Genomic DNA, 23,745 nt, shown 5'->3' with positions numbered 1-23,745 from the left:
GTAGACGCACAGGACGTTGGCACGTCCCGGTGGGAGATGCGGAAATCGGTTGGCGGGGCCGCCCCCGCTGTACGGCGGAGAGGACGCGACCGGCGGCTGTCTCAGGCGATGCCCAAGGCGTTGAGCACGCCTTGAGGCTGTTCAGCGCGGCGCCGGTAATCGCCCGGACCGTGGGCATGCAGGCGCCTGTGGCTGCGCGCCTTTGAATGCCCCCGGCGCGTGGGGACTACCGGGAGAGGGAGTCCATGAACGCTGCGGCACGGTGCGTGATCTCATCCCACTTCCCTTCGGTGACGGCTGTCGGGGGAACGACCTCGGTTCCGGCGCAGACGGCGAGGGCTCCGTGGGCGAGGTATTCGGCGGCGTTGGCGGCGTTGACTCCACCGGAGGCGACGAGGGGGATGCCCGGGTAGGGGCCGTGCAGGTCCTTGAGATAGCGGGGGCCGAATCCGCTGGCGGGGAAGATCTTCACGGCGGCTGCGCCCAGGTCGACGGCTTTGGCCACTTCGGTGGGAGTGAGGGCGCCGAGGACGACGGGCAGTCCCGCCTCGTGGGCGGCTTGGGCCACTTCGGGGCGGCAGCCGGGTGTGACGAGGAAGCGGGCGCCGGCTTCGATGGCGAGTTCGGCTTGCTGGCGAGTCAGGACGGTGCCGATGCCGACGTGGGCGCCAGTAGCGGCTGCCAGGGCGAGATGCCGGGTGACGTCGGGTGTGGTGAAGGTGAACTCGACGTGGTGGATGCCGCCTTCGGCGAGGGCCGCGCACAGGGCCGGCGCGTCGGCGATGTGGGGTGCGCGGACGACGGCGATCACTGGGGCGGCGGCGAGCTCCGCCGGAAGGGACAGCGGCGTGGTCATGGTCTGGTGCTCCCTGGTCGGGTTGTTGTTGTGGTGTGGGTGCGGAGGCCGATCCAGCTGTGCGGTCAGGGCAGGGCGGGTGAGTGGATTCCGGCGGCGGTGACCCGGGTCGCGGCCCATTCGTCGGGGGAGGCGGCGAGAAGGGCGGCGGTGAGGTCGGCGGAGGGCGGGGTGCCGTGGTCGCCGTGGGTGGTGAGGGCGCGGTTGCGGCGGTGAGGTGGCCCAGGCGCAGGCGGGAGCGCTGGTCCAGGCCGCGCAGGGTCGCGGCGAGATATCCGGCGGCGAACGCGTCGCCGGCGCCGGTGGGTTCGACGACCTCGACGACGAGCGCGGGTTCGCTGACGGTGGTGCCGTCCGCGTTCAGCGCGGTGACCTGGTGCTCGGAGTTCTTGACGACGACGGTCGCGGGGGCGGGGAACGCTGCCCGGATGGCGGTGTGGCTGCTGAGGCCGAAGGCGGCTTCGGCCTCGTCGGCTCCGAGGAGGAGGAGGAGGAGGAGGAGGTCGGCGGCGTTGGCGAGTTCGAGGAGGACGGCCGGGTCGCGGTCGCGCCAGAGGGCGGGCCGCCAGTTGAGGTCGAAGCTGACGGTGCGGCCGGGGCGGGGGGTGGTGAGCAGGGCCCGGATCAGGCTGAGGCAGCTGTCGGAGAGTGCAGGGGTGATGCCCGACAGGTGCAGTAGTGGGGCGCCGGACAGGAGTTGGCTGAACGCGGGGTTGGTGAAGGTGTCGGGGCCGAGGGCGGAGGCGGCGGAGCCGGTGCGGTAGTAGCGCATCCGGCTGTGCGGGTGGGTTTCCTTGAGGTAGAGGCCGGTCGGACGTACAGGATCGACTGCGACGGCCGAGACGTCGACCCCGCGTGCGGTGAGCTCGCTGGTGATGCGTCGGCCGAAGCCGTCGTCGCCGACGCGGCTGACCCAGGCGGTGGCGATCCCGTGCCCGGCAAGGCCGCAGGCGACGTTGGACTCGGCGCCGCCCACGCCGACCCGGAACTCTTCGACGGACTCGGTGGGGCCGGGGTGTCCGGGCAGCAGGACGGCCATGGTCTCGCCGAGGCACACCGCTTGCGGGTTGCGGACTGCCTTTTCGGTGCCGACGTAAGCCATGGTCTGTGGTCCATCCGTGTTCCATCCGGTGCCAGGGGGCGGTGTGCTGCGTGCGGCCGCCGGCTTCAGGGGAGGTCGGTGATGCTGAGGGTGATGTCGCTGGTCCAGCTGGTGCCGGCCGGCAGGAGGGGTGCCTGGCCGCGGGTGGGGCAGGCCGGGGAAGGGTCGCCGGGCAGGATGTTGGCGGGTTCGATGGCGACGAGGTAGGCGCGGCGGTACCAGGGGAAGCCGCTGCTCGCGTGGCATTCCTGCCACAGCCAGGCATGCGGCAGGACCGACACGTCCCACTCGACGCGGATGCCGAATCCCGCGCTGGGGCTTTCGATGGCGAAGAAACCGGACTCGAAGTCGGTGAGGCAGGCGAACACGGCGCGCCCGCTGTCCGGTCCGGGGCACTGCCGCAGGTCCAGGACGTCCCCGTCGACGGCGGGCGCGAGCGGGAACTCCGCGCGGACATCGGGCGGCAGGACCGTGCCGGGCTGCTCGGCGTCCGTGAGGACGGTGCGGGCCGCGGCCGTGATGGTGCAGTGCTCGTCGATGAACGGTGCCCCGAAGCCCGGGTGCTGGACCCACATCACCGGTACCGGTTCCCGGGAGGTGTTGTGGACGGTGTCGCGGACGTGCAGGGTCGGCCCGTCCAGGCGCAGGCTGCGGGTGAGGCGGAGCGGGGCCGTGATCAGGTCGGTGGCGAGACGGACTTCGGCCTCGTCCGCGCTCTCGACCGTCCAGGCGACGACGGCCGCTTCGCCGTGGTATCCGCGGCGGACGCCGTCGACGGTCCGCTCGGCGCCGGCGTTGGGCACGAGCTGCTGCCAGCCGCCGCCGTAGCGGGCGAGCCAGTCGGTCTGACTGTCGCCGGTGACGGGCGCCCCGGCCAGGTCGCGGCGCCCCCACGGCGTGCGCCACAAGACGTCGATGCCGCTGGTGCGTTCGGTGATGGACGTGATGTCCGCGCCCTTGCCGGGGCGTACTTCGACCGACAGGCGGTCGCCGTGCAGCCACACAGAACTGGTCATGGCTGGTCAGCCTCCGAACCGGTGGGCGGGCAGGCCGTGGACGCCCAGGCCGCGCACGGCCAGGACGGAGCCGGCGGGCCCGGCGGGGCTGGGTCCGAGGCCTTCGCGGGCCGTGGTGACGTAGAGGACGTCGAGGTCCGGGCCGCCGAAGGCGCAGGAGGCGGGCTGGTCGACGGGAAGGGGGACTTCGGCGAGGACGCCCCCGTCGGGAGAGAGACGGAGCAGCCGGCCGCCGCCCCACAGGGCGATCCACAAGCAGCCGTCGGCGTCGACGGTCATCCCGTCAGGTTCTCCGGCGGCTTCGGGGAAGCGGGCGAGGGTGCGGCGGCGGGCGGGGGCGAGCCGGTCGGGCGGTACGTCGAAGGCGTTGACCTCGTGGGCGACGGTGTCGATGAGGTAGAAGGTGCGGCCGTCGGGGCTCCAGCCGAGGCCGTTGGGCTGCGTCAGGCCGTCGAGGACCGGTTCCGTCGCCCAGTCCGGGGTCAGGACATGGAGAGCCCCGCGGCCGGCGGCGAAGTCCATGGTGCAACTGCCGGCCCACAGCCTTCCTTGCGGGTCGCACTTGGCGTCGTTCATACGGTGCCCGGGCGGCAGGACGGACAGGCGGGTGGTCCAGGTACCGTCGGCGCGGACATCCGTGAACCCCTCGGTGGTGGCCGCGACGTATCCGCCGGACGCCTTGGGTACCGCGGCGCCGACGAAGGTCGGCAGGGTGAGGGTGTGCGGGCGGGGCGCGGCGGGGTCGGCGGTGTGGACGCGGCCGGCGAGGATGTCCACCCAGGTCAGCTGTCCGGTCTCACCGTCCCAGAACGGTCCTTCTCCGACGCGGGCCTTACCGGGTATCGCGACGGTGATGTCGATGCTCAACTTCACTGCTCCGATCGTGGGTTGAAGAATCGTCGGTGATCAGTCGGGGAGGGCCACGGCGACTTGGGCGAGCAGGCCGCCGTCGACGGGCAGGGCGATGCCGGTGATGAAGGCGGCGCGGTCGCTCGCCAGGAAGGCGATGGCCTCGGCGATCTCCTCGGGACGGGCCACCCGCCCGAGTGGGTGGCTGCGGCCCCAGGTGGCGACGAGTTCGTCCGCGTCCTTCGGGCTGCCGGCGAACCCGGTGGCGGCGGTGCGCAGCATGGGGGTGTCGACGGAGCCCGGGCAGACGGTGTTGGCGCGGACGCCGAAGGCGGCCTCGTCGACGGCGAGAGAGCGGGCGAACGCGTTGAGGGCGCCCTTGCTGGCGGTGTACGCGGCGACGTTCTTCTGGGTGACGAAGGCCTGGACGGACGAGACGAGCACGATCGAACCCGCGCCGCAGGCGCGCAGGGCGGGCAGGGCGTGCTTGGCGGCGAGGAAGGCGCCCTCGACGTTGACTGCCATCACCTCCTCCCAGGTCGTGCGCGGGGTGTCGGCGGCGGTGCCGTAGCGCTGGATGCCGGCGCAGGCGACGAGGACGTCGAGTCCGCCGTGGTGCCGGACGGCGTGACCGACGGCGGCGGCGACCGAGGACTCGTCGGTGACGTCGGTCTCGACGTAGGTGATCGCGTCGTGGACGGCGGCCTCCGGCGGTGTGACGGACGCGCACACCACCCGCGCGCCGCGGGCGGCCAGGAGCTCGGCCGCGGCCAGGCCGATGCCGCTGGACCCGCCGGTGACCAGTGCGGACTTGCCCTCGAATTCCATGGGTGTGCGGTCCTTCTGCGAGGAGGCTGCGGGAGGAGGTCCCGGGGCCGATGGGGGGGCGGCCCCGGGGACGGAGCGCGGGAGGTGCGGTGTTACTTGTACAGGGCGGTCTGTGAGGCCGGGTCGTTCAGGTTGTCCTTGGTGATGACCAGCGGGGGGAGCGGCTGGTCCTTGGGGATGCTGCGGTCGCCCTCGATGTACTTCAGCGCGTTCTTTACGGCCAACTGGCCGATCTGGTACGGGTTCTGGGAGACGAGGGCGGTGAGGGTGCCGTTCTTGAGCTCGCGGGCCTCCTGCGGGCTCGCGTCGTAGCCGAGTACGGCGATCTTGCCGGTCTTGCCGGCGGCCTTGACGGCGTTGGCCGCGCCCTCCGCGGTGATGACGTTCGAGGCGAAGACGGCGACCAGGTCGGGGTGGGCGGTGATGGCGGACTGCACCAGGCCGGCGGCCTGTGTGGCGGAGTCGTTGCCGGCGTACAGGTTGGGCAGAACCTTGTACTTGGACTGGCCCTTGAAGGCCTCCCGGTAGCCCTTCTCGCGGTCGTCGAGGGAGCTGATGCCCGGCTTGATGTGGACGAACACCACCTTGCCGCCTTCGGGCTTCTGCTTCATGAGCTCCGCGGCGCCCAGCTTGCCGCCCTGGATGGAGCTGGCCGCGATGGCGGTGAAGATCTTGTCGCTGTTGACGTTGTTGCCGGTCGTCATCACCGGGATGCCCTGGGCGACGGCCGCGGCGATCGGGGCGGCGAGCGCGGTGGCGTCGGTCGGGTCGATGACGATGGCGTCAGGCTTCTTCTGGACGACCCCCTGGAGGACGGGGATCTGCTCGGAGGCCTGGAAGTTGGCCGGGCCCTGCACGATCGAGGTGACCCCGGCGGCCTTGGCCGCGGCCTTGAAACCGGCGATCTCGGTCGAGTAGTACGGGTCGCAGGTGCACCCGGGGATGAAGGCGATGGTGCGGTGCTTGCCGGAGCCGCCGCCGGTCGCGCTCGCGGGGGCTTGGGAGGAGGAACAGGCCGATAGGGCGAGGGCGGCGGCCGTGGCCGTGGCCGCCAGCGCGGCCCGGGTGATTCTGCGGGACATGGGCTGATCCGTTCGGTGTGTGCGGGGGAGGTCCGGGGTGGTGCGGGGTCCGGGGTGGTGCGGGGAAGGTGCGGGGTGGTGGAGCGGGGGAGGTCAGGACGCGCGCAGTTGCTGACGGCGTTTGATGTCGTCGATGGCGACCGCGACGATGAGGATGGCGCCGATGGCCACGGTCTGCCAGAACGGCTGGACGTTGACGATGACCAGTCCGTTGTTGAGTACGGCCGGGATCATGACGCCGACTGCGGCGCCGAAGATGGTGCCGCGGCCGCCGAAGAGGCTGGCCCCGCCGATGATGACGGCGGCGATGGCGACGAGATTGTCGGCACTGTGGCCGCTGACCTGGGTGGTGGTGTACCGGGCGACGTCCAGGACGGCGGCCAGGCCCGCGAGGGCGCCCATCATGGTGAAGAGCACGACCTGATGGCGGGTCACCTTGATGCCGCTGCGGCGGGCGCCTTCGGCGTTCGAGCCGATGGCGTAGGTGTACCGGCCGAACTGCGTCGTGGCAAGGACGAGGCCGGCCACGACGGCCACGACGGCGGCGATCCACACGGGCAGCGGCAGCCCGAGCACCTGGCGCATGCCGATGCCGGTGACCAGCTGCGGCGGCAGCCCGGTGACGTCGGTGCCCTTGGTGATGACCTGTGCCAGGCCGAGGCCCATGCCGAGGGTGCCGAGTGTGATGATGAACGAGGGGATCTTCAGCCGGGTGACAAGGACGCCGTTGAGCAGGCCCCACGCCGCGCCGACGGCCACGGAAACGGCGATGCCGAGCGCGATGGCAACACCGGCGTTGGGGTAGCCGCTTTCCGCGGACCCGCTGACCGCGACGATCGTCTTGGCGGCGATCACCTGGCTGAAGACCAGCACGGATCCGATGGACAGGTCGAGCTGGCCGCCGATGATCAGAAAGGCGGTGCCGACGGCCAGCAGGATCGTCCCGGAGGCGTTGAACAGGACGTTGCGGAAGTTGTCCGCGTTGAAGAACGTTCCGCCGGCCAGAACCGAGAAGGCCAGAACAAGGACGACCAGCGCCAGGAAGACCCAGTTGCTCGTCAGTGCGGCGACTGCGCGGCGCACACGGTTCGCGGTGTCCGGACCGGACACGTCCGCGCCGACCGTGGGGATGGGGAGATGGGGAGTCATGACGTGCTTCCCTGCGGGTCGGTCGGGGTTCCGGTCGCCGCGCCTGTGATGGCGGCGACGATCTCGGCGTGCGAGGTGGTGGCGGGCGACAGCGTCGCGGCGGTGGAGCCCAGACGGAGCACCACGATGCGGTCGGCCACGTCGGTCACGAACGGCACGCTGTGGCTGATGACGACGACGGCGATGCCCCGGTCCCGGGTGCGCTTGATCAGCTGGGCGACCTGCTCGGTCTGGACGAGGCCCAGCGCGGCGGTGGGCTCGTCCATGATGACCAGCTCGCGGGCCCAGATCCCGGCCCGGGCGATCGCCACGGTCTGGCGCTGGCCGCCGGAGAACATACGCACCGGGGCCTGGTAGTCCGGAACGCGGGCGCCGAGGGTGCGCAGGTAGTCCTCCGCCTCGGTCTGCATCCGCTTGTTGTCGAGGACGCCCAGCCGGCCCAGCGGCCCCGGCTTACGGCGCTCACGGCCCAGGAACAGGTTGGCGGGGGCGGACAGGTCGTCGGCCAGCGCGAGGTCCTGGTAGACGGTCTCGATGCCGGCGGCGCGGGCGTCCGAGGGGTTGGTGAAGTGGACCTGTTCGCCGCGTACGCGCAACTCGCCGCTGTCCGGAGCGAGAGCGCCCGAAAGGATCTTGATCAGCGTGGACTTACCCGCGCCGTTGTCGCCCATCAGGGCCACGACCTCGCCGGGGGCCACCTCCAGGGACACGTCGGTCAGTGCCGTGACGTGGCCGAAGCGCTTGGAGATCCCGGTGGCCGAGAGCACGGGGACGTCCGGGCCGGAGGGGCCGGGGGGTGGTGTCGATAGATGCATCAGCACGAGTCTTCCTCTCTCATTTGGCGACTCAGCTGCTCTCCGCAAGAAGTTCCAGGTGCATCCGCTTGTAACGCGGGGACCGCCTGGCGGTAACTCGGATGCTTGCATACAAGTTCTTCAGTATGCAAGGATCATGTCGTGAAATCGGATCGAAACCTCCCAGGCGGCCCGCCGGCCCTCGCGTCGGTAGGGCGGCTGCGTGTCCGCCAGCGCACATCCGACCGGGTGTACGAGGAGTTGGCCGCGGCCATCCGTGACCTGCGGATCGAGCCGGGTGCGTCACTGTCGGAGACGGATCTGGCCGAGCAGTTGCAGGTCAGCCGCACGCCGTTGCGCGAGGCCATCGCGCGGCTGGTGGACGGCGGTCTCGTTTCGGTCGTGCCTCAGGTGGGCACCCGAGTAGAGCCGATCCGGCTGCACGACGTGGAGCAGGCGCGCTTCGTCCGCGAGAGTCTGGAACTGGCCGCGTTCGCCGCGGCTTGCGAGAAGCCGGAGCGGGACGTCGCCGGGCTGCGCGCCCTTCTCGCCGAACAGGAACGCTGTCACGGGGCCCATGACCTCGGCGGTTTCTTCGCCGCCGACGAGGCGCTCCACCGGCAGATCTTCGAGATGAGCGGCTATCCGGGCGCCTGGCAGCTGATGCAGCCGATGAAGATGCACCTGGACCGGTTCCGGCGGCTCAGCCTGCCCGACCCCGAGACGGTGCGGGTCCTCATCGACGAGCACACGGCGATCGTGGACGCGCTGGAGTCCGGCGACGCGATACACGGCCACGCCCACATCAGCAGGCACGCCCGCAGGGTGCTGGAGACTGCCCCCGGCCTCCAGGGCCGCTACCCCGGGTACTTCGCCGGATGAGGACCGGACGAGCCGGCCAGGCCGGACCGACTGCGCCGGCCGCCGACGGCGGGCTCCGCACGGGGCCGGCCTTTCCTTCCCTGCGGAAAGGACCATCATGAGATTCCTGCGCATCGGCCCGCCCGGCGCCGAGACGCCCGTCGTGGCCACCCCGGACGGCGAGTGCCACGACCTGCGCTCCGTCACCGCCGACATCGACGGCGCCTTCCTCGGCAGCGGCGCAGTGGAACGCGCCCGCACCGCGCTCGCGGCCGGCGCCCTGCCGCCCTTCGACGTCACCGGCCTGCGCATCGGCCCGCCCGTGGCCCGCCCCGGCGTCGTGCTGTGCGTCGGCCTGAACTACGCCGCCCACGCCGCCGAGTCCGGATCGCCTCCGCCGGAGCACCCGGTGGTCTTCTACAAGGCCCCCAACACCGTCGTCGGCCCGTACGACGACCTCCTGCTCCCGCGCGGATCGGACCGGACCGACTGGGAGGTCGAACTCGCCGTCGTGATCGGCCGGAAGGCCCGCTACCTGGAGTCACCCGAGCAGGCGCTCGCCTGCATCGGGGGATACACCGTCTCCAACGATGTCTCGGAGCGCCGGCTCCAGCTGGAGACCAGCGGTGGCCAGTGGTCCAAGGGCAAGAGCTGCGAGACGTTCAACCCATTGGGCCCCTGGCTGCTGACGCCCGACGAGGTCCCCGACCCCCAGGCGCTCGGGCTGCGGTCCTGGGTCAACGGCGAGCCCCGGCAGTCCTCCTCGACGGCGGACATGATCTTCGATGTCACCAAGCTGATCCACCTGCTCAGCCAGGTCACGGTCCTGGAGCCCGGCGACATCGTCAACACCGGCACCCCCGAGGGCGTCGCGCTCTCCGGCCGGTTCCCCTATCTCACCGAAGGCGACCTCGTCGAGGTCGAAATCGACGGCCTCGGCCGACAGACCCAGAAAGCGGTACGAGCATGACCCTGAGGCTCTCCCTCGGTCACATCGACGTCTACGACGACAGGACGGCGACCTTCGCCCATCAGCTCGGGCTCACCGGCGTCCAGCTCCACACCCCCAACCTGCTGCCCGGCGAGGCGGGTTACTGGAGCCTGGAGGAGCTGCGGGCGCTGCGCGAGCGCTGCGACACCGACGGGCTGCGGATCGACGGCCTGGAGAACGTCCCCCTGGCCCACTTCTGGAAAGTCCAGCGGGGCCTTCCCGGCCGGGACGAACAGATCGAGAACTACCGCACGACCATCCGGAACATGGGCGCGGTCGGCATAAACATGCTCGGCTACAACTGGCTGCCGACGTTCGTGTGGCGCACCGACATGGACGTGGCCGGCCGTGGCGGCGCCAAGGTCACCTCCTTCGACCTGGCAGGCATCGGCGCCGGCAACGCGCTCGCCTCCTACCGGCTTTCGCCCACCGAGCTGCTGTCCGAGCCGATCACGGCCGAGCAGATGTGGGCCAACCACCAGTACTTCCTCGACGCCGTCCTGCCCGTCGCAGAGGAAGCCGGGGTACGGCTGGCACTGCACCCGGACGACCCGCCGGTGGACAAGCCGCTGGGCGGCGCGGCGCGCATCTTCAACTCGCCGGCCTCGCTGGCCGCAGCGCGCGAGCAGGCGAAGGGAAGCCTGGCCTGGGGACTGGACTTCTGCCTCGGCACGGTCTCCGAGATGGGCGGCGAGGACGCCGTCAACGAGGTCATCGACACGCTCGGTCCGCTCGGTGCGATCTTCTACGTCCATTTCCGGGACGTCCAGGGAACCGTCCCGTCCTTCCGTGAGTGCTTCCTCGGCGAGGGCAACTACAACCCGGCCCGTGTCATACGCCGCCTCCACGACGTGGGATTCGACGGCTTCATCATCGACGACCATGTGCCGGCCATGGTCGGCGACCCCGACACCTGGCTCGACATTTCCTCTCACGCCTACTGCAGCCGCGGCCGCGCCCACGCGATCGGCTATCTCCAGGGCGTCCTCAACGCCCTCGGCCTCGACTGACACGCGATTTCCCCCGGAAATTCCAGCGGAAAGCTCCGGACGCGCACGCGAAAAGACCGTGTCCACGTCCGCGCTGCGGCAGTTCGGTGGCAGGAATTCTCCGGGAGAATTTGGGAGTCTTGCCCGCCACTACGAGAGGCTGGGGAACCGGTCCGGACGCAGCAGCTCTCCAGGGGCCTCGTCCAGACCGGCCGGGCACCCTCACCCCGTAAGGATACTTGCATACAAGTGGGCGGGCGTGCGATGATGATCGACGTGAAGTCGGAGCGTAGTGGTCTGAGCGCGGTGTCGGCGCTGGTGTCGGTCGGTCGTCCCCGGACGCGCCAGCGCACATCCGACCGGGTGTACGAGGAGTTGGCCGCGGCCATCCGTGACCTGCGGATCGAGCCGGGTGCGTCACTGTCGGAGACGGATCTGGCCGAGCAGTTGCAGGTCAGCCGCACGCCGTTGCGCGAGGCCATCGCGCGGCTGGTGGACGGCGGTCTCGTTTCGGTCGTGCCTCAGGTGGGCACCCGAGTAGAGCCGATCCGGCTGCACGACGTGGAGCAGGCGCGCTTCGTCCGCGAGAGTCTGGAACTGGCCGCGTTCGCCGCGGCTTGCGAGAAGCCGGAGCGGGACGTCGCCGGGCTGCGCGCCCTTCTCGCCGAACAGGAACGCTGTCACGGGGCCCATGACCTCGGCGGTTTCTTCGCCGCCGACGAGGCGCTCCACCGGCAGATCTTCGAGATGAGCGGCTATCCGGGCGCCTGGCAGCTGATGCAGCCGATGAAGATGCACCTGGACCGGTTCCGGCGGCTCAGCCTGCCCGACCCCGAGACGGTGCGGGTCCTCATCGACGAGCACACGGCGATCGTGGACGCGCTGGAGTCCGGCGACGCGATACACGGCCACGCCCACATCAGCAGGCACGCCCGCAGGGCCCTGGAGGACGCCCCGGTCTTCCAGGCCCGGTATCCCGACTACTTCGCGGACTGAGTTCCGAGAATTCCCGCACTCGCCCGGTCGTTCCGACCTGCACGTGCCCGGCGCCGACAGCGCGTCATCTCCCTCCCCCTCGACCGCAACGCGGCCGAGACTGCCCACCGCCGTCTTCGACGCGGCCACCGCCAACCACGGACGCCCCGTCACCGGCCTGTAGAACCTCAACGTCCAACTCGACAGCTACGGTTGGAGCCGCCCCGCAGGTTCTTCTGGTTCAGCAGTGCGGCCACCAGTATCGCGAACGGGATGCCGGCCAGCTGGATCACGGTGTATAGCAGCGTGTTGACCACCGCCTGACCCACCGTCGGTCGGATTGCCGGTCAGCGCGTTGTAGTTGGCCGTGCCGGTCCAGGTGTGCCCGCCGAACGGGCCGGAGGTGGTGAAGCTGCAGTAGAAGGTCTGCGCGATGGGCCACAGGTAGAAGACCGAAAGGCCGATGGTCATCGGCGCGACCATGAGGTAGGCCCAGGCCCACTGGCGGCGGCCGGGGCGCCGCCCGCGCCGGGTGGCGGCACGGGCGGCACGGGCCGTGGGCTGGAGAGCCGCGGTGCGTGTCATGTGGTCACTTTTCCTTGTTCAGCGCCGTGTTCATCAGACCGGCCATCTTCTGCGCGGCCGCCTCCACGTCGGTCTTGCCGTCCCAGGCAGGGGCGAACGTGGTGGCCTCCTGGTTCATCCAGGCGGAGGTGTTCTTGGAGGTGGGGAACGGCACCGCGTAGGGCACCTCGTCGAGGAAGGCCTTCAGGTGGAACTCCGGATTGGCGTCCACCCAGGCCTGCTGAGTGTTGTTGAAGGCCGGGATGACCCCGCCCTGCTTCGCCCCTATCTCCGCGGCCTCCTTGGACCCGAGGAAGGCGAGGAAGGCGGCCGCGTCCTTGGGATGCTTGGTCTTGGCGTAGGCGACGTTGGCCAGGCCGTGGATCGTCACCGCCCGCTTGGTCCCCTGAGGTAGGACGGCGACGTCGATGTTGTTCTTCAGGGTGCTGTTCTTCGAGAACGCCAGGGTGTTCCAGCTGCTGCCGTAGTACATGGCGACCTTGCCTGACTCGAAGAGCTGGCTCGGGTAGGTGTCGGTCATGGACTTCAATGACGGCGAGGACCCGGTCTTGACCAGGTCCGTTCAGAACTTCAGGCCCGACTTGGCCGCGGGCTGGCCGTAGCCAGAGGACTTCCCGTCGGCGGAGATGACCGTGCCGCCGGCCTGGAAGATGGTGTTGTAGTAGTTTTCCTGGCCGAACGGCGGCGCGAGGATGCCGTACTGCCCCTTGGAGGCGTCGGTCAGCTTGCGGGCGGCGTCCTGGACGGTCTGCCAGGTCCAGGTGTCATCGGACTACTTCACGCCGGCCGCGTCGAACAGCTTCTTGTTGTACCAGAGCCCGACGGTGTCGAAGTCCTTCGGGATGCCGTACTGGGTGCCCTGTTGACTTCCGCTCCCCGGGCTAAAGTCCGGGGATTCCTACCACGGTCGTCTGACCGTCTCGGTGGGTTCCTGCTTCACCGCGCTGCGCCGGGACGAGTCCCGGTCTTACCTGCGCTCGACAGGCTGACACCGCCAGTCCGGCGGCCTTGGCGACGTTGACCGCCGCGTTGATGTCCCGGTCCAGGACGGCCCCGCATGCCCCGCACTCCCACACGCGGACGTGTAGGGGCTTGGGGCCGTCCTTGATGCCGCACACGCAGCAGACCTGAGAGGTCGGCTCGAATCGGCCGATGCGTACGAAGGTGCGCCCGTACCGGGCGGCCTTGTACTCCAGCATGGCCACGAACGCCGACCATCCGGCGTCGTGGACGGACTTGGCCAGGCGCGTACGGGCAAGTCCTTTGACCGCCAGGTCTTCCACGGCAACCGCTTGGTTATCACGGATGATCCGAGTGGAGAGCTGGTGGTGGAACTCGCGCCGCGCGTCGGCCACCTGCGCGTGAGCGCGGGCGACTTTGAGCCGGGCCTTCGTCCTGTTGTTGCCCTTCGCCTTGCGGGCCAGGCGTTGCTGTTCCCGCTTCAGCTTCTTCTCCGCCCGGCGCAGAAAGCGCGGGGATTCGATCTTTGTGCCGTCGGAGAGGATCGCGAAGTGCGACAGCCCCAGGTCGATACCGACCTGACCGGCGACCTCGGGCAGCATCTCTTCCGGGCCTGTCTGCACCACGAAACTCGCGAAGTACCGCCCGGCCGCGTCCTTGACCACGGTCACCGTGGATGGGGTGGACGGCAGTGTGCGGGACCACTTGACCCGTACGTCGCCGATCTTCGGGAGGGACAGGTCACCGCCGGTCGTGATCTTCCACCGGGCGTTGGCGGTGAACCTGACGGCCTGCCGGTTGTCCTTACGGCTCTTGAACCGGGGTGCGCCCATGCGGGGGCGCTTGCCCCCCAGGCCGTCGAAGAAGTTCCGGTACGCGGTGTCCAGGTCCCGCAGGGACTGTTGCAGCACCACGGCCGACACCTTGCCGAGCCAGGCCCGTTCAGTGGTCTTCTTCGCCTCGGTGATCAGCAGCCTGGACAGGTCCCCGGTCTTCGGGAACACATCGCCATGGGCACGGGCGTCCTCACGGGCGCGAAGCGCGTCGTTGTAGACCACCCGCGCACACCCGAACGCCCGGGCCAGCGCCGAGCGCTGAGGACCGTTCGGGTACAGGCGGAAGCTGTACCTCAACTGCATGCCAATCACCCTAATACAGTTGGTTATGGCTGAGTATCAGAACATCCGCACTGGTCGGCACTGTGCTTTCGTCCTTCACGCACACTTGGTTTTCGTGACGAAGTACCGGCACAAGGTCTTCACCGACGTCCACCTCAAGCGCATGGAAGAGATCATGCGCGCCGTGTGCGCCGACTTCGAATGCGAGCTGGTCGAGTTCAATGGCGAGAACAATCACGTCCACCTCCTCGTGATCTTCCCGCCCAAGATCGCCCTGTCCAAGCTGGTCAACAGCCTCAAGGGCGTCAGCTCCCGCAGGCTCCGCCAGGAGTACCCCGAACTGGTCCGGCACTACTGGCGGGCACAGCGCCTGTGGTCCGGCTCGTACTTCGCCGGATCGGTGGGCGGGGCTCCGCTGTCGATCGTCCGTCAGTACATCGAGCAGCAGAACCGTCCGCTCCAGCCCGCAGGTCAGAGCACTTCTCAGAATCGCTTCACCACCGGGCTGAAGCCCGGTGCACTGCGATTAATTCCGGTAGCTGTAGAGGCTGACCAGGCCCTCCGGGTAGTTGGAGAGGCCCACCTTGTTGGAGGCGAGCTTGTCCGACAGCGGCATCAGGACGCCGTTGGACTCGCAGAGCTGGGCGTTGGGGCCGTTCATCCAGAACACGTCCGGCGGCGCTGCCGCTGGTGGCGTCGGACTGGAGCTTGGTCCAGTACTCCTGGTTCGCGGTGAGCTGGATCTTCACCTTGACCGACGGGTGGGCCGCCTCGAACGCATCAACGATGTGCTGCATGGCCGGCCGCTGGGTCGAGTCCCAGATCCGGTAGGTGAGCTCGACCTTGCCGCTTGCCGATCCACCGTCCGAGCCGCCCGAACAGGCGGTGGCACCGAGGGCCAGAGCAGCGGCCGCGGCGGGTGCCGCCCGGATTCTACCGGCTTGGTCGGTGCGTCCACTGCTACGTCGAATGTGCATTGGGGTATCCCATCAGTGAAGCGAAGTGCACCATATAGATCTGATGTATGTCGCAGCCGTGGGGCTGGTATGGGCTGGTTATCCGGAGTATCGCTGCAGCTTGTGAGGTTTTGAGGCGGCCATCCAGAACGGATGTCGCGACGAAAAGCGGGTGAAACAGCCCTGATGAGATAGGGGAGAGTCTGAGTTCATCGGACCTTGGCGTCAAGGGTTTGGGTGTGGTTCACTGAACACGTACCAACTGATATATCGGAAACATAGTGCCCACAGGTGCCAAGACGAATGTGCGTCGAGTGGCGGCAAGAGCGAAGGGGGAGAGTCGTTGGCCCGCTCAGAGAAGAGCTCCGCGCCCGCGAGCGCGGAGGGTGCCTACCGGCCCGGCTACGAGGTCGCGGCCGAACGCATCCTCGAGTACGTCGCCCAAGGGGGACTTCTGCCCGGCGCGCGGCTGCCCACCGAGAAGGAACTCGCGGACGAGGTGCAGATGAGCCGGACCGTGGTCCGGGAGGCGGTGAAGATCCTCTCCGCCCTCGGGCGGCTGTCCGTGCAGAAGGGCCGCGGCATCTACGTGGCCGAGCCCGAGCAGTCCTCCTGGCAGACGTCGTTGACCAAATTCCTCCCCGCGGACCTGCGGCAGGTGGACGAGCTGTTCGAGTTCCGGCAGTACCTGGAGACCACCGCCGCCAACCTGGCCGCGCGGCGGGCCACCCCGGGGCAGGTCAAGACGGTGCGCGAAGCCTCGCGGCAGTCCGCCCTGGCGGCGGAACAGGACGACATCGACGCCTTCACCGCTGCCGACGAGGCGTTCCACATCGGCATCGCGGACGCAGCGGCCAACATGTTCTTCGCCTCCAGCGTCGACGCTGTGAGGCGCCTGCAGCGCCAGGTCACCGCCATCGGACTGGCCGGGGTCGCGGGCGGGTCGCTGATGGTGGCCGCGAGGCAGCACGAGGCGATCGCCGAGGCCATCGCCGCTGGGGAGCCGAGCAGAGCCGAGGACCTGATGGCCGAGCACATCGGCATGACCGCTCAGCAGGTCCAGCGGGAGATCTGGCGTCGCGTCGTGCCCGGCGACGACTCCTGACCTCCAGACTTCCACTCGTAAAGGACACTCATGCGAATTACCGATGTGACCATGGAACTGGTCGACCTGCCTGCTCAGCCACCCTTCCGATGGCGCGCCGGTTTGCCGGGCTCGGAGCCGGCGGTGGTGGGCGGCATCCTGCGCGTCCACACAGATGAGGGCCTGGTGGGCGAGGCACACACAAGACGCGGCGTGATTGTCTCCGACCTGGTCGACCGTCGCATCCGCGAGGACCTCATCGGTCGCGATCCGCTGATGCGAGAGCTGCTGTGGCAGCGACTGTGGGAGCTGGACCGGATCGAGGAGCTTCCGGTCTACGTGCTCGGTCTGGTCGACGTGGCGTTGTGGGACCTGGCCGGCAAGGCGGTCGGGCAACCGGTCCACCAACTCCTTGGCACCTACCGCGAGGCCATCCCCGCCTACGCGAGCACGGTCACCTTCGACAGCGTCGAGGAGTACCTCGACGTCGCCACCCAGTGCCTCGAGCTGGGCTACGTAGGCATCAAGCTGCACGCCTGGGGGACTCGAAGGCGGACGCGGACCTGTGCCAGAAGCTGCGGCGCACGTCGGTGACGACGTCCCGCTGATGTACGACGGTTCAGCCGGCTTCGACCTCGCCGACTCGATCTACCTCGGTCGCGCGGTCTCCGAGGCCGGATACCTGTGGTACGAGGAGCCGATGCGCGAGTTCAGCGTGACTTCCTACCGCTGGCTGGCCAAGCGGGTCGATGTCCCGCTGTTGGTCGCGGAGACCTCCGACGGCGCGCACATGAACGTCGGCGACTTCATCGCGACCGGCTCGGCGGGCCGGGTCAGGACGAGCGTGCAATTGAAGGGTGGGATCACCGGGGCCATGCGCATCGCGCATCTGGCCGACAGCTACCAGCTGCGGGCCGAGGTGCACGGCAGCGGCGTGGTCAACGCCCACCTGTGCATGGCGATTCCCAACACCACCTACTACGAGTCCCTGGTGTACACCAACCCCGTGCAGCGCGAGCCGGCGGTGGGTGCCGACGGGCTGGTGCAGGCCCCGACGGCACCCGGCATCGGCTTCGGCCAGCCGGGTTGATGAACTCTCGCCGGTCCCTTGTGGTGGCGCCGGCGGGATCTTCCCCGAACACTCTTCGCAGAAGGAGACGGCACCGTGCCCGTCCAACGCTACGCAGCGGTCATCCGCCTGCGTCCGGAACTGGAAGCCGAGTATCGAGCTCTGCACGCGGCAGCCTGGCCCGAGGTGCTGGCGACGATCAAGCGTGCCCACATCGGCAACTACTCGATCTTCCTGCGTGACGGCCTGCTGTTCAGCTACCTGGAGTACACCGGCGAGGACTACGCGGCCGACACCGCGCTGATCGCCGAGTGCCCGGTCACCCGCGAGTGGTGGGCCCGCACCGACCCCTGCCAGCAGCCGTTGGACAGCGTCGATGACGGCCAGCGCTGGGCGCCGACCGAAGAGGTCTTCCACCTCGACTGACATGGGGCCGATAACGAAGGGGGCGGGCGCATCAGCGCCCGCCCCCCTTTACGTATGCCGGGTGTCACAGACCGTAGGCCCGGGCAGCCGTGCCACCCAGGACATCGTTTCGTTCGTGCTCCGACAGGTCCGCCAGGAGCTCGCGGGTGGTGGTGACCACCCGCTCGTAGTCGGCCGCCAGCGTGCACACCGGCCAGTCCGAGCCGAACATCAGCCGCTGCGGGCTGAAGGCGTCCAGGGCCACGGATACGGCCGGCCGCAGGTCCGCGATGCTCCAGGCACGCCAGTCGGCCTCGGTGACCAGCCCGGACAGCTTGGCCACGGTGTTGGGAAGCCGGGCCAGGGCGCGCAGGTGCGGCCCAGGTGTCCGGTCGGCGCGGGCGGATGGGGGGCTTGCCCAGGTGCTCCAGGACAAAGGTGAGTTCGGGCCGTGCGCGGGCCGCCTCGACCACTGCCGGCAGCTGCTCCGGGCGCAACACGAGGTCATTGGCCAGGACGGCGGCCCCGACGGCGGCCAGGCCGCGGTCCACCTCGGGCCGCAGCAGCCAGTCCGGGTCGGCCTCGCCCTGTACCTGGTGGCGGATGCCGACCAGGCGGTCGCCGTCAGGCAGCGCGCGCAGGTTGGCCAGGACGTCGGTGATCGCGGGAGAGGTCAGGTCCGTCCAGCCGACGACGCCGGCCGCCAGCGGGTCGCCGGCGGCCAGGGCCAGGAATTCGGGAGTCTCTTCGGGTACACAGATCGTCTGCACCAGGACGGTGGCGTCGATGCCGGCGGCCGCGGTCTGCGGGCGCAGATCATCTAGAGTGAAGTCGCGGCGCAGTGGCGCGAGTTCGGGGCCGGTGAGCCAGTCCTGGTCGCGGACCGACAGGTCCCAGACATGCTGGTGGGCGTCGATGGTGCTCATGGGCACGTCCCCTGCCGGGTGAGCGGGTCGTTGCCGTAAGTGAGGAACAGCGGTGTCGGCATCAGGGTCCTTCGTGAGGGCGACGGGCGGGCAGCGGTACGTCCCAGGGCAGGAGTCCTTGGGAAAGCAGCGTGAGCCACATGTCCCGGGGGATGGGATGGTCGATCATCACGGCGGCGTCCACCACCTCGGCCGCGCGGCGCGCCCAGAGGAGGACGCCGGCGGCAGCAGGATGGCCGAGCGGGAACTGCAGTGCCGCTGCCCGCAGCGGGACGTCGAAGGCCTCGCACGTGGCCTTGAGTGAAAGGGCCTGGTCCAGCAGCCGCTGTGAGGCCGGGGCGTAGTCGAAGGTCGCGCCCGGCCTGGGATCGGCCAGCAGGCCGGAGTTGAACACCCCGCCGACCAGCACGGACACGCCGCGCTGTGCGGCCTGGGGCAGGAGCGAGTCCAGCCCGCTCTGGTCGAGCAGGGAGTAGCGGCCCGGCCAGCAGGACCACATCGACGTCGGTGTCGCGGACGAATCGTGACAGCATCGCGGTCTGGTTCATGCCGGCGTTGATCGCGCCGACCATGCTTTCCGCACGCATTCGCGAGCGTGTTCACCGGCGTCCGCATGCCAAGGATGAACTCGATCATGGAGAGATGGGTGCTCAGCCGAGCTCCTCGACCGCACCCTCATCTGGAACGCTCACCACCTGTGCCATGCCCTACGAGAGTACGAGCAGTTCTACAACGAGCACCCGTCCGGCCTTCCCCTTGCCTGTGACCTCCGGGTGGAACGGAGGCCTTGGGCGTCTCCTTCGAGCTTCGCACCCCGCCGTTGCCAGCGACGCACGCCGACGTGGGGACGGACTTTGAGCACTTGTCCGGGATAGCGCCTCCGGCCTCAACCGGCCCTCCTGCCAACGCATCCACTCACCGCGTGGACCATCGTGTCGCACGCCTGTCCTGCCATCATGCCTGGTCGACCCCCTGTGGGACCAGTTCGCGGCCCTGCTGCCCGAGCATGTGAACACCCACCCGCTGGGTTGCCACAACCCACGGATACCCGACCGGACCGTCTTCGAGTACGTCCTGGCCGCTCTCGTCCACGGCTCCGGCTACGAGCGCATCGCCACCATCGGCTGCTCGGACCGCACCATCCGGCGCCGCCTGGCCCACTGGGCCGATCGGCCTGGCCAAGCAGGTCCACGCCCTCGCCCTGGCTGCCTACGACCGCATGATCGGCCTCGATCTCGGCGAGCTGTCCGTGGACGGCTGCATCACCAAATCCCCCTGCGGCGGCGAGCAATCAGGCCGCTCCCTGGTCGTTCGGGGCAAGCAGGGTCTGAAACGCTCGGCGGCCAGCGAGGCACGCGGTGTGCCGCTCGGCCTGGTCTCCGCCGGAGCCAACCGCCACGACTCCCCACTCCTCGTACCGACCTTGGAAGCCGTGCAGACCCAGGTCGGCGAGCTGCCGGACGACGTGAACGTCAACCTGGACCGCGGCTACGAGAGTGCCAAGTCCCGCATTGCACTGGCCGAGTTCGGCTTCACCGGCGAGATCGCCCGCAAGGGCGTCCCGGCCCCGATCCAGGCCGGCAAGCGCTGGGTGATCGAGCGCACGCACTCCTGGATGAACGACTTCGGCAAGCTCCGCCGCTGCACCGACAAGCGAGGCATCGTCGTCGACTTCTACCTCTACCTTGCCGCCGCCATCGTTACGCTCCGCATGCTCATTCGGCGGGCGACACCGCTATAGCGCTGGGACGGCCGCCCGACCACCCGACGTCTCAAGTGATCCCTACTGCCGGAGGCTCGAAAGGCAGATCGTCGCAGGACCGTGATCCCGGCCCTGCGACGATCTGCCGCTCCGCGGCACGAGGTACTCGGCAACCGAGCCCTCTTCATTCTTTGTGCGCTGCCCCTCCAGCGCGAAGCCCGAGCCGGTATTGGTCGGGCGAACCGGGACTAGAGCTTGACGGCGCTGGAGGCCAAGCCGGCGCGCCAGAACCGCTGGAGCAGGATGAAAGCCAGGACAAGCGGAATGGTCGAGACCAGGCAACCGGTGACGACGACGTTGTAGTAGAGGGTCTGGGGCTGGCTGTTCCAGGAGAAGATCCCGAGCGTCACGGGCCACAGTCGGCGATCATTGAGCGTCACCAGCGGGAGGAAGAAGTTGTTCCAGATGCCGACGAACTGGAAGAGGAAGACTGTCGCCAAGGCGGGGGCCATCATCCTGACACCGATGGTGAAGAATATCCGGAACTCACCGGCGCCATCCATCCGCGCGGCGTTTAGGACGTCTTCGGGTACAGCGTCAGCAGCGTAGACCCGGGCAAGGTAGACCCCGAACGGGCTGGCGACAGTGGGGATCAGCACCGACCACACAGTGTTGATCAGGCCCATTTGCGAGAACAACAGGTACAGCGGCATCACCAGCAGCGACGACGGGAGCAGGACGGCCCCGAGGATGACTCCGAACACGACCTGCCGTCCGGTGAAGGTGTAGCGGGCCAGCGCGTAGCCGGCCATGCCCGACACCAGGGTCGCCGCGGCGGCGCCCACGCCCGCGTACAGCACGCTATTGACCATCCAGCGGCCGAAGATCCCGTCGTCCATGGCGAACAGTTGTCTGAGGTTGGCGACCAGGTTGAAGTGGGAGAACCACAGGGGCTGGCTGCTGAACAGCGCGGTGCTGCTCTTGGTCGAGGAGACGAGAAGCCACCACAGCGGCATCAGGAAGTAGGCGCCGGCGACGAACATCAAGGACGCGGGGAGCAGGCCGCGGCGGTTGGTCGGGAGCATCAGGTGGCGGACCTCTCCGTGAATCGGCGTGTCAGGTGCAGGAATCCGAAGGACAGGACGAAGGTGCCGAGGGCGAGCAGTACCGCCATGGCGGCCGACAGGTTGTAGTCGTTGAAGGTGAAGCTCACGTTCTGCACGGCCATGTTCGGCGTGTAAGTGGCGTTGATCGCCGGGGCCAGGGCGCGTAGGACGGTGGGCTCGTTGTAGAGCTGCACCGTGCCGATGATCGAGAACACGCCGGTGAGGACCAGCGCCGGGGCGACCAGCGGGATCTTGATGTGCCAGGCGATGCGCCACGGGCCGCAGCCGTCGACCTCGGCGGCCTGGTAGAGCTCGGTAGGCACGGCTTGCAGCGCCGAATAGATGACGATCATGTTGTAGCCGGTCCAGGTCCAGGTCACGATGTTCCCGATCGAGGCCAACACCAGGTGCCGGGACAAGAAGTCGACGTCGAGGCCGAACGTCGACAGGGCCTGCACGAACGGGCTGGACCCCTTCAGATAGAGGAACGCCCACATGATCGCCCCGATCACCCCGGGCACGGCGTAAGGGAGGAAGGCCGCCAGCCGGAACCACCGCGACAAGCGATCCTTCTTCGCGTCGACGACCAATGCCAGCAGCAGCGCGATGCCGAGCATGAGCGGGACCTGAACAGCTCCGAACAGCAGCACGCGCCCCACGCCCGCGGTGAAGCCGTGATCGTGCAAAGCCTGGGTGTAGTTGGCGAATCCTGTGAACGCCCGCGTCGGCGCGGTCAAACCCAGGCCGGAACGCTTCTGCTTGTAGAAGCTCTCGTATACGGCGTAGCCCAGCGGGGCGAGGAACGACAGCACGAACGTGACGGCGAACGGCGCGAGCAGGCCACAGACCGCGATGCGTCGACTACGTTGGGCCATGCGCCGTCGGCCACGTTGTCGGGAAGGTGCCGACCGTCGGTGGGCTGTAGCGGGAGGTACTTCGGCGACACGCGTATCCATGTTCTTCCCTGATCTTCGGGCCGATGGGGCGGCCGGTGAGTGGGGCGGGGGCTGTCGTGGGGTCCGGCGGCAGCGGACCCCACGACCTGGCCTCAACCCTTGGCGACCGACAGGCCCTTGGCCTTCATATCGGCGTGCATCTTGGCCTCGGCCGACGTCAGCGCGTCCAGGATGCTCGGCCCACCGGATTGCACCTTGCCGAGCTGGTCCAGGATGTTGCTGTTCATCTGGCTGTTCATCGGGCCCCACGCCCAGGTGGTCGGAATGGTGGGCATTTCGGCGCTGAAGACCTTGTAGACTTGCTGGCCGCCGTAGAACGGAAGCCCCTCCGCCAGCGTCGGGGAGTTCACGCCGGACTTCGCCGCCGGCAGGATGCCGGCGGCCTTGACGATCGGGTCCAGGCCGGCGGCTTCGGTGCTGATCCAGGTGGCCGCGGTGACGGCCTGCTCGGGGTACTTGCAGCCGGTCAGGACGGAGGTGGCCGAGCCTCCCATGTTTCCCCCCGCCGGATTGGCGGCGTCCCAGGAGGGCACCGGGGCCACAGCCCACTTCCCGCTGGAGGTGGCCGCGTTGTCCTTGAGGATCGGAGCGAACCAGACCGGCCCGATGTAGGAGGCGATGGTGCCGTCCTGCAGGTGGTTGAACCAGGTCGGTTCGTAGCCGTTCTCGGACAGGGCGAGCTTCCCGTCGAGCAGGTGCTGCCAGTAGGCGGCGACCTTCGCGGTGGCCGGGTCGTTGAAGTCCACCTTCCAGGAGTCGCCTACTGTGTCGAACCATTTGGCGCCGGCCTGCTGGGCCAGGGCGATCAGCCAGCTGACGTCGTTGCCGGTGTAGGTCGCGAGATACTTGTGAGGGTCAGCCTTGTGGACGGTGGCGGCCTGCTTGGCGTATTCGTCCCACGTCTTGGCCGGCTTGATGCCGTACTTCTTGAACAGGTCGGCGCGGTAGAACATCCCGATCGGTGAGGAGTCCATCGGGATGCCGTACACCTTGCCGCCGACCTGCACGCCGCTCCAGGCCACCGGGTAGAACTTGTCCTGCTGCGGTGATGCCTTCTCGGTGATGTCCATCAAGGTGCCGTCCATCACGAAGCTGGGGATCGACTCGTCGCCGACCTGCCCCAGACACGGACCGTTGCCGGCCTTCACGGCGGCCTGCATCTTCGCGTAGCCGCCCTTGCCGCCGGAGGCAATGGTGTTGTATTTGACCTTGATGTCCTTGTGGCTCGCGTTGAACGCGGCGACGGCCTTGTCGTAGCCCGGCGCCCAGCCCCAGAACTCGATGGTGACCGGTCCGGACGACGCGGCCTCCGGGGCCGAGCCGCCGGAGCCGCAGGCTGTCAGGACCAGACCTGCGGCCATGGCCACAGCTGCCACTCTCATGGCA

The 23,745-nt window shown here is 68.8% G+C and carries 20 protein-coding genes and 6 pseudogenes; 9 read left to right on the top strand and 17 right to left on the bottom strand.

Features of this window, described 5'->3' with window-relative positions:
* Positions 1–226: 226 nt before the first annotated feature.
* From OG395_RS04475 to OG395_RS04440, 8 genes and pseudogenes are all read right to left on the bottom strand, one after another.
* Positions 227–856, bottom strand: a complete 630-nt coding sequence (locus OG395_RS04475) for a bifunctional 4-hydroxy-2-oxoglutarate aldolase/2-dehydro-3-deoxy-phosphogluconate aldolase (RefSeq protein WP_327241694.1) — start codon at positions 854–856, stop codon at positions 227–229.
* A 259-nt stretch (positions 857–1,115) separates the two neighbouring features.
* Positions 1,116–1,895: pseudogene (locus OG395_RS04470) on the bottom strand (sugar kinase); the annotation flags it as partial.
* A 128-nt stretch (positions 1,896–2,023) separates the two neighbouring features.
* Positions 2,024–2,974: an aldose 1-epimerase gene (locus OG395_RS04465; protein WP_327241693.1), complete on the bottom strand. Its 951-nt coding sequence runs from the start codon at positions 2,972–2,974 to the stop codon at positions 2,024–2,026.
* Between the two features lie 6 nt (positions 2,975–2,980).
* The gene (locus OG395_RS04460) at positions 2,981–3,847 is read right to left on the bottom strand and encodes an SMP-30/gluconolactonase/LRE family protein (RefSeq protein ID WP_327241692.1); all 867 of its coding nucleotides are present in this window, start codon (positions 3,845–3,847) and stop codon (positions 2,981–2,983) included.
* Between the two features lie 33 nt (positions 3,848–3,880).
* Entirely contained in the window at positions 3,881–4,651 is a 771-nt protein-coding gene (locus OG395_RS04455; RefSeq protein ID WP_327241691.1) for an SDR family oxidoreductase, read from the bottom strand.
* A 92-nt stretch (positions 4,652–4,743) separates the two neighbouring features.
* A complete protein-coding gene (locus OG395_RS04450; protein WP_327241690.1) occupies positions 4,744–5,733 on the bottom strand; it encodes a substrate-binding domain-containing protein in 990 nt (329 codons plus the stop codon).
* A gap of 93 nt (positions 5,734–5,826) precedes the next feature.
* Positions 5,827–6,882, bottom strand: a complete 1,056-nt coding sequence (locus OG395_RS04445) for an ABC transporter permease (protein WP_327241689.1) — start codon at positions 6,880–6,882, stop codon at positions 5,827–5,829.
* A complete protein-coding gene (locus tag OG395_RS04440) occupies positions 6,879–7,697 on the bottom strand; it encodes an ATP-binding cassette domain-containing protein (protein WP_327249249.1) in 819 nt (272 codons plus the stop codon). The genes OG395_RS04445 and OG395_RS04440 overlap by 4 nt, the downstream gene beginning before the upstream one ends.
* 141 nt (positions 7,698–7,838) lie before the next feature.
* Here OG395_RS04440 and OG395_RS04435 point away from each other — a divergent pair, with 141 nt between their 5' ends.
* From OG395_RS04435 to OG395_RS04420, 4 genes are all read left to right on the top strand, one after another.
* Positions 7,839–8,558: a GntR family transcriptional regulator gene (locus OG395_RS04435; RefSeq protein ID WP_327241688.1), complete on the top strand. Its 720-nt coding sequence runs from the start codon at positions 7,839–7,841 to the stop codon at positions 8,556–8,558.
* Positions 8,559–8,655: 97 nt separating this feature from the next.
* Positions 8,656–9,507, top strand: a complete 852-nt coding sequence (locus tag OG395_RS04430; protein ID WP_327241687.1) for a fumarylacetoacetate hydrolase family protein — start codon at positions 8,656–8,658, stop codon at positions 9,505–9,507.
* Entirely contained in the window at positions 9,504–10,538 is a 1,035-nt protein-coding gene (locus OG395_RS04425; protein ID WP_327241686.1) for a mannonate dehydratase, read from the top strand. Before OG395_RS04430 ends, OG395_RS04425 begins: the two co-directional genes overlap by 4 nt.
* Positions 10,539–10,793: 255 nt before the next feature.
* Positions 10,794–11,513 (top strand): GntR family transcriptional regulator, encoded by a 720-nt coding sequence (locus OG395_RS04420; RefSeq protein ID WP_327241685.1) that lies wholly within the window; start codon positions 10,794–10,796, stop codon positions 11,511–11,513.
* Positions 11,514–11,699: 186 nt separating this feature from the next.
* On the opposite strand, the gene OG395_RS04415 is transcribed toward OG395_RS04420, so the two are convergent.
* The 3 genes from OG395_RS04415 to OG395_RS04405 all read right to left on the bottom strand — a co-directional run bounded on the left by OG395_RS04415 (position 11,700) and on the right by OG395_RS04405 (position 14,176).
* Positions 11,700–12,077, bottom strand: a complete 378-nt coding sequence (locus tag OG395_RS04415; protein WP_327241684.1) for a hypothetical protein — start codon at positions 12,075–12,077, stop codon at positions 11,700–11,702.
* Positions 12,078–12,081: 4 nt separating this feature from the next.
* Positions 12,082–12,633, bottom strand: a complete 552-nt coding sequence (locus OG395_RS04410) for an extracellular solute-binding protein (RefSeq protein WP_327249248.1) — start codon at positions 12,631–12,633, stop codon at positions 12,082–12,084.
* A 325-nt stretch (positions 12,634–12,958) separates the two neighbouring features.
* Positions 12,959–14,176 carry an RNA-guided endonuclease InsQ/TnpB family protein gene (locus OG395_RS04405; protein ID WP_327241683.1) on the bottom strand — a complete coding sequence of 406 codons (1,218 nt, stop codon included), beginning with the start codon at positions 14,174–14,176 and terminating at the stop codon, positions 12,959–12,961.
* A 25-nt stretch (positions 14,177–14,201) separates the two neighbouring features.
* Between OG395_RS04405 and tnpA the strand changes: the two are divergent.
* Positions 14,202–14,612: pseudogene (tnpA, locus tag OG395_RS04400) on the top strand (IS200/IS605 family transposase); the annotation flags it as partial.
* Positions 14,613–14,681: 69 nt separating this feature from the next.
* On the opposite strand, the gene OG395_RS04395 reads toward tnpA, so the two are convergent.
* Complete coding sequence (locus OG395_RS04395) at positions 14,682–14,816, bottom strand: hypothetical protein (protein WP_327249758.1); 135 nt, start codon at positions 14,814–14,816, stop codon at positions 14,682–14,684.
* Between the two features lie 638 nt (positions 14,817–15,454).
* On the opposite strand from OG395_RS04395, the gene OG395_RS04390 reads away from it, so the two are divergent.
* The 3 genes and pseudogenes from OG395_RS04390 to OG395_RS04375 all read left to right on the top strand — a co-directional run bounded on the left by OG395_RS04390 (position 15,455) and on the right by OG395_RS04375 (position 17,690).
* Entirely contained in the window at positions 15,455–16,216 is a 762-nt protein-coding gene (locus OG395_RS04390) for a FadR/GntR family transcriptional regulator (protein ID WP_327241682.1), read from the top strand.
* A 30-nt stretch (positions 16,217–16,246) separates the two neighbouring features.
* A pseudogene (locus OG395_RS58060) lies at positions 16,247–17,285 on the top strand (enolase C-terminal domain-like protein).
* A gap of 75 nt (positions 17,286–17,360) precedes the next feature.
* Complete coding sequence (locus OG395_RS04375; protein WP_326791483.1) at positions 17,361–17,690, top strand: L-rhamnose mutarotase; 330 nt, start codon at positions 17,361–17,363, stop codon at positions 17,688–17,690.
* 64 nt (positions 17,691–17,754) lie between these two features.
* Here the strand turns inward: OG395_RS04375 and OG395_RS04370 are convergent.
* Together OG395_RS04370 and OG395_RS04365 are read right to left on the bottom strand one after the other, a co-directional pair.
* Positions 17,755–18,595: pseudogene (locus OG395_RS04370) on the bottom strand (amidohydrolase family protein).
* 61 nt (positions 18,596–18,656) lie between these two features.
* A pseudogene (locus OG395_RS04365) lies at positions 18,657–19,185 on the bottom strand (aldo/keto reductase); the annotation flags it as partial.
* Between the two features lie 319 nt (positions 19,186–19,504).
* Here OG395_RS04365 and OG395_RS04360 point away from each other — a divergent pair.
* Positions 19,505–20,336 (top strand): annotated as a pseudogene (locus OG395_RS04360) (IS5 family transposase).
* Between the two features lie 209 nt (positions 20,337–20,545).
* On the opposite strand, the gene OG395_RS04355 reads toward OG395_RS04360, so the two are convergent.
* The 3 genes from OG395_RS04355 to OG395_RS04345 all read right to left on the bottom strand — a co-directional run bounded on the left by OG395_RS04355 (position 20,546) and on the right by OG395_RS04345 (position 23,741).
* Positions 20,546–21,340 (bottom strand): carbohydrate ABC transporter permease, encoded by a 795-nt coding sequence (locus OG395_RS04355; RefSeq protein ID WP_327241679.1) that lies wholly within the window; start codon positions 21,338–21,340, stop codon positions 20,546–20,548.
* Positions 21,341–21,381: 41 nt separating this feature from the next.
* The gene (locus tag OG395_RS04350; protein WP_327241678.1) at positions 21,382–22,278 is read right to left on the bottom strand and encodes a carbohydrate ABC transporter permease; all 897 of its coding nucleotides are present in this window, start codon (positions 22,276–22,278) and stop codon (positions 21,382–21,384) included.
* Between the two features lie 173 nt (positions 22,279–22,451).
* The gene (locus OG395_RS04345; RefSeq protein WP_327241677.1) at positions 22,452–23,741 is read right to left on the bottom strand and encodes an ABC transporter substrate-binding protein; all 1,290 of its coding nucleotides are present in this window, start codon (positions 23,739–23,741) and stop codon (positions 22,452–22,454) included.
* Positions 23,742–23,745 lie beyond the last annotated feature (4 nt).

Source organism: Streptomyces sp. NBC_01320 (genome assembly GCF_035974375.1).
Taxonomy (GTDB): Bacteria; Actinomycetota; Actinomycetes; order Streptomycetales; family Streptomycetaceae; genus Streptomyces; species Streptomyces yanii.
This window is presented reverse-complemented; position numbering and strand designations above follow the sequence as displayed.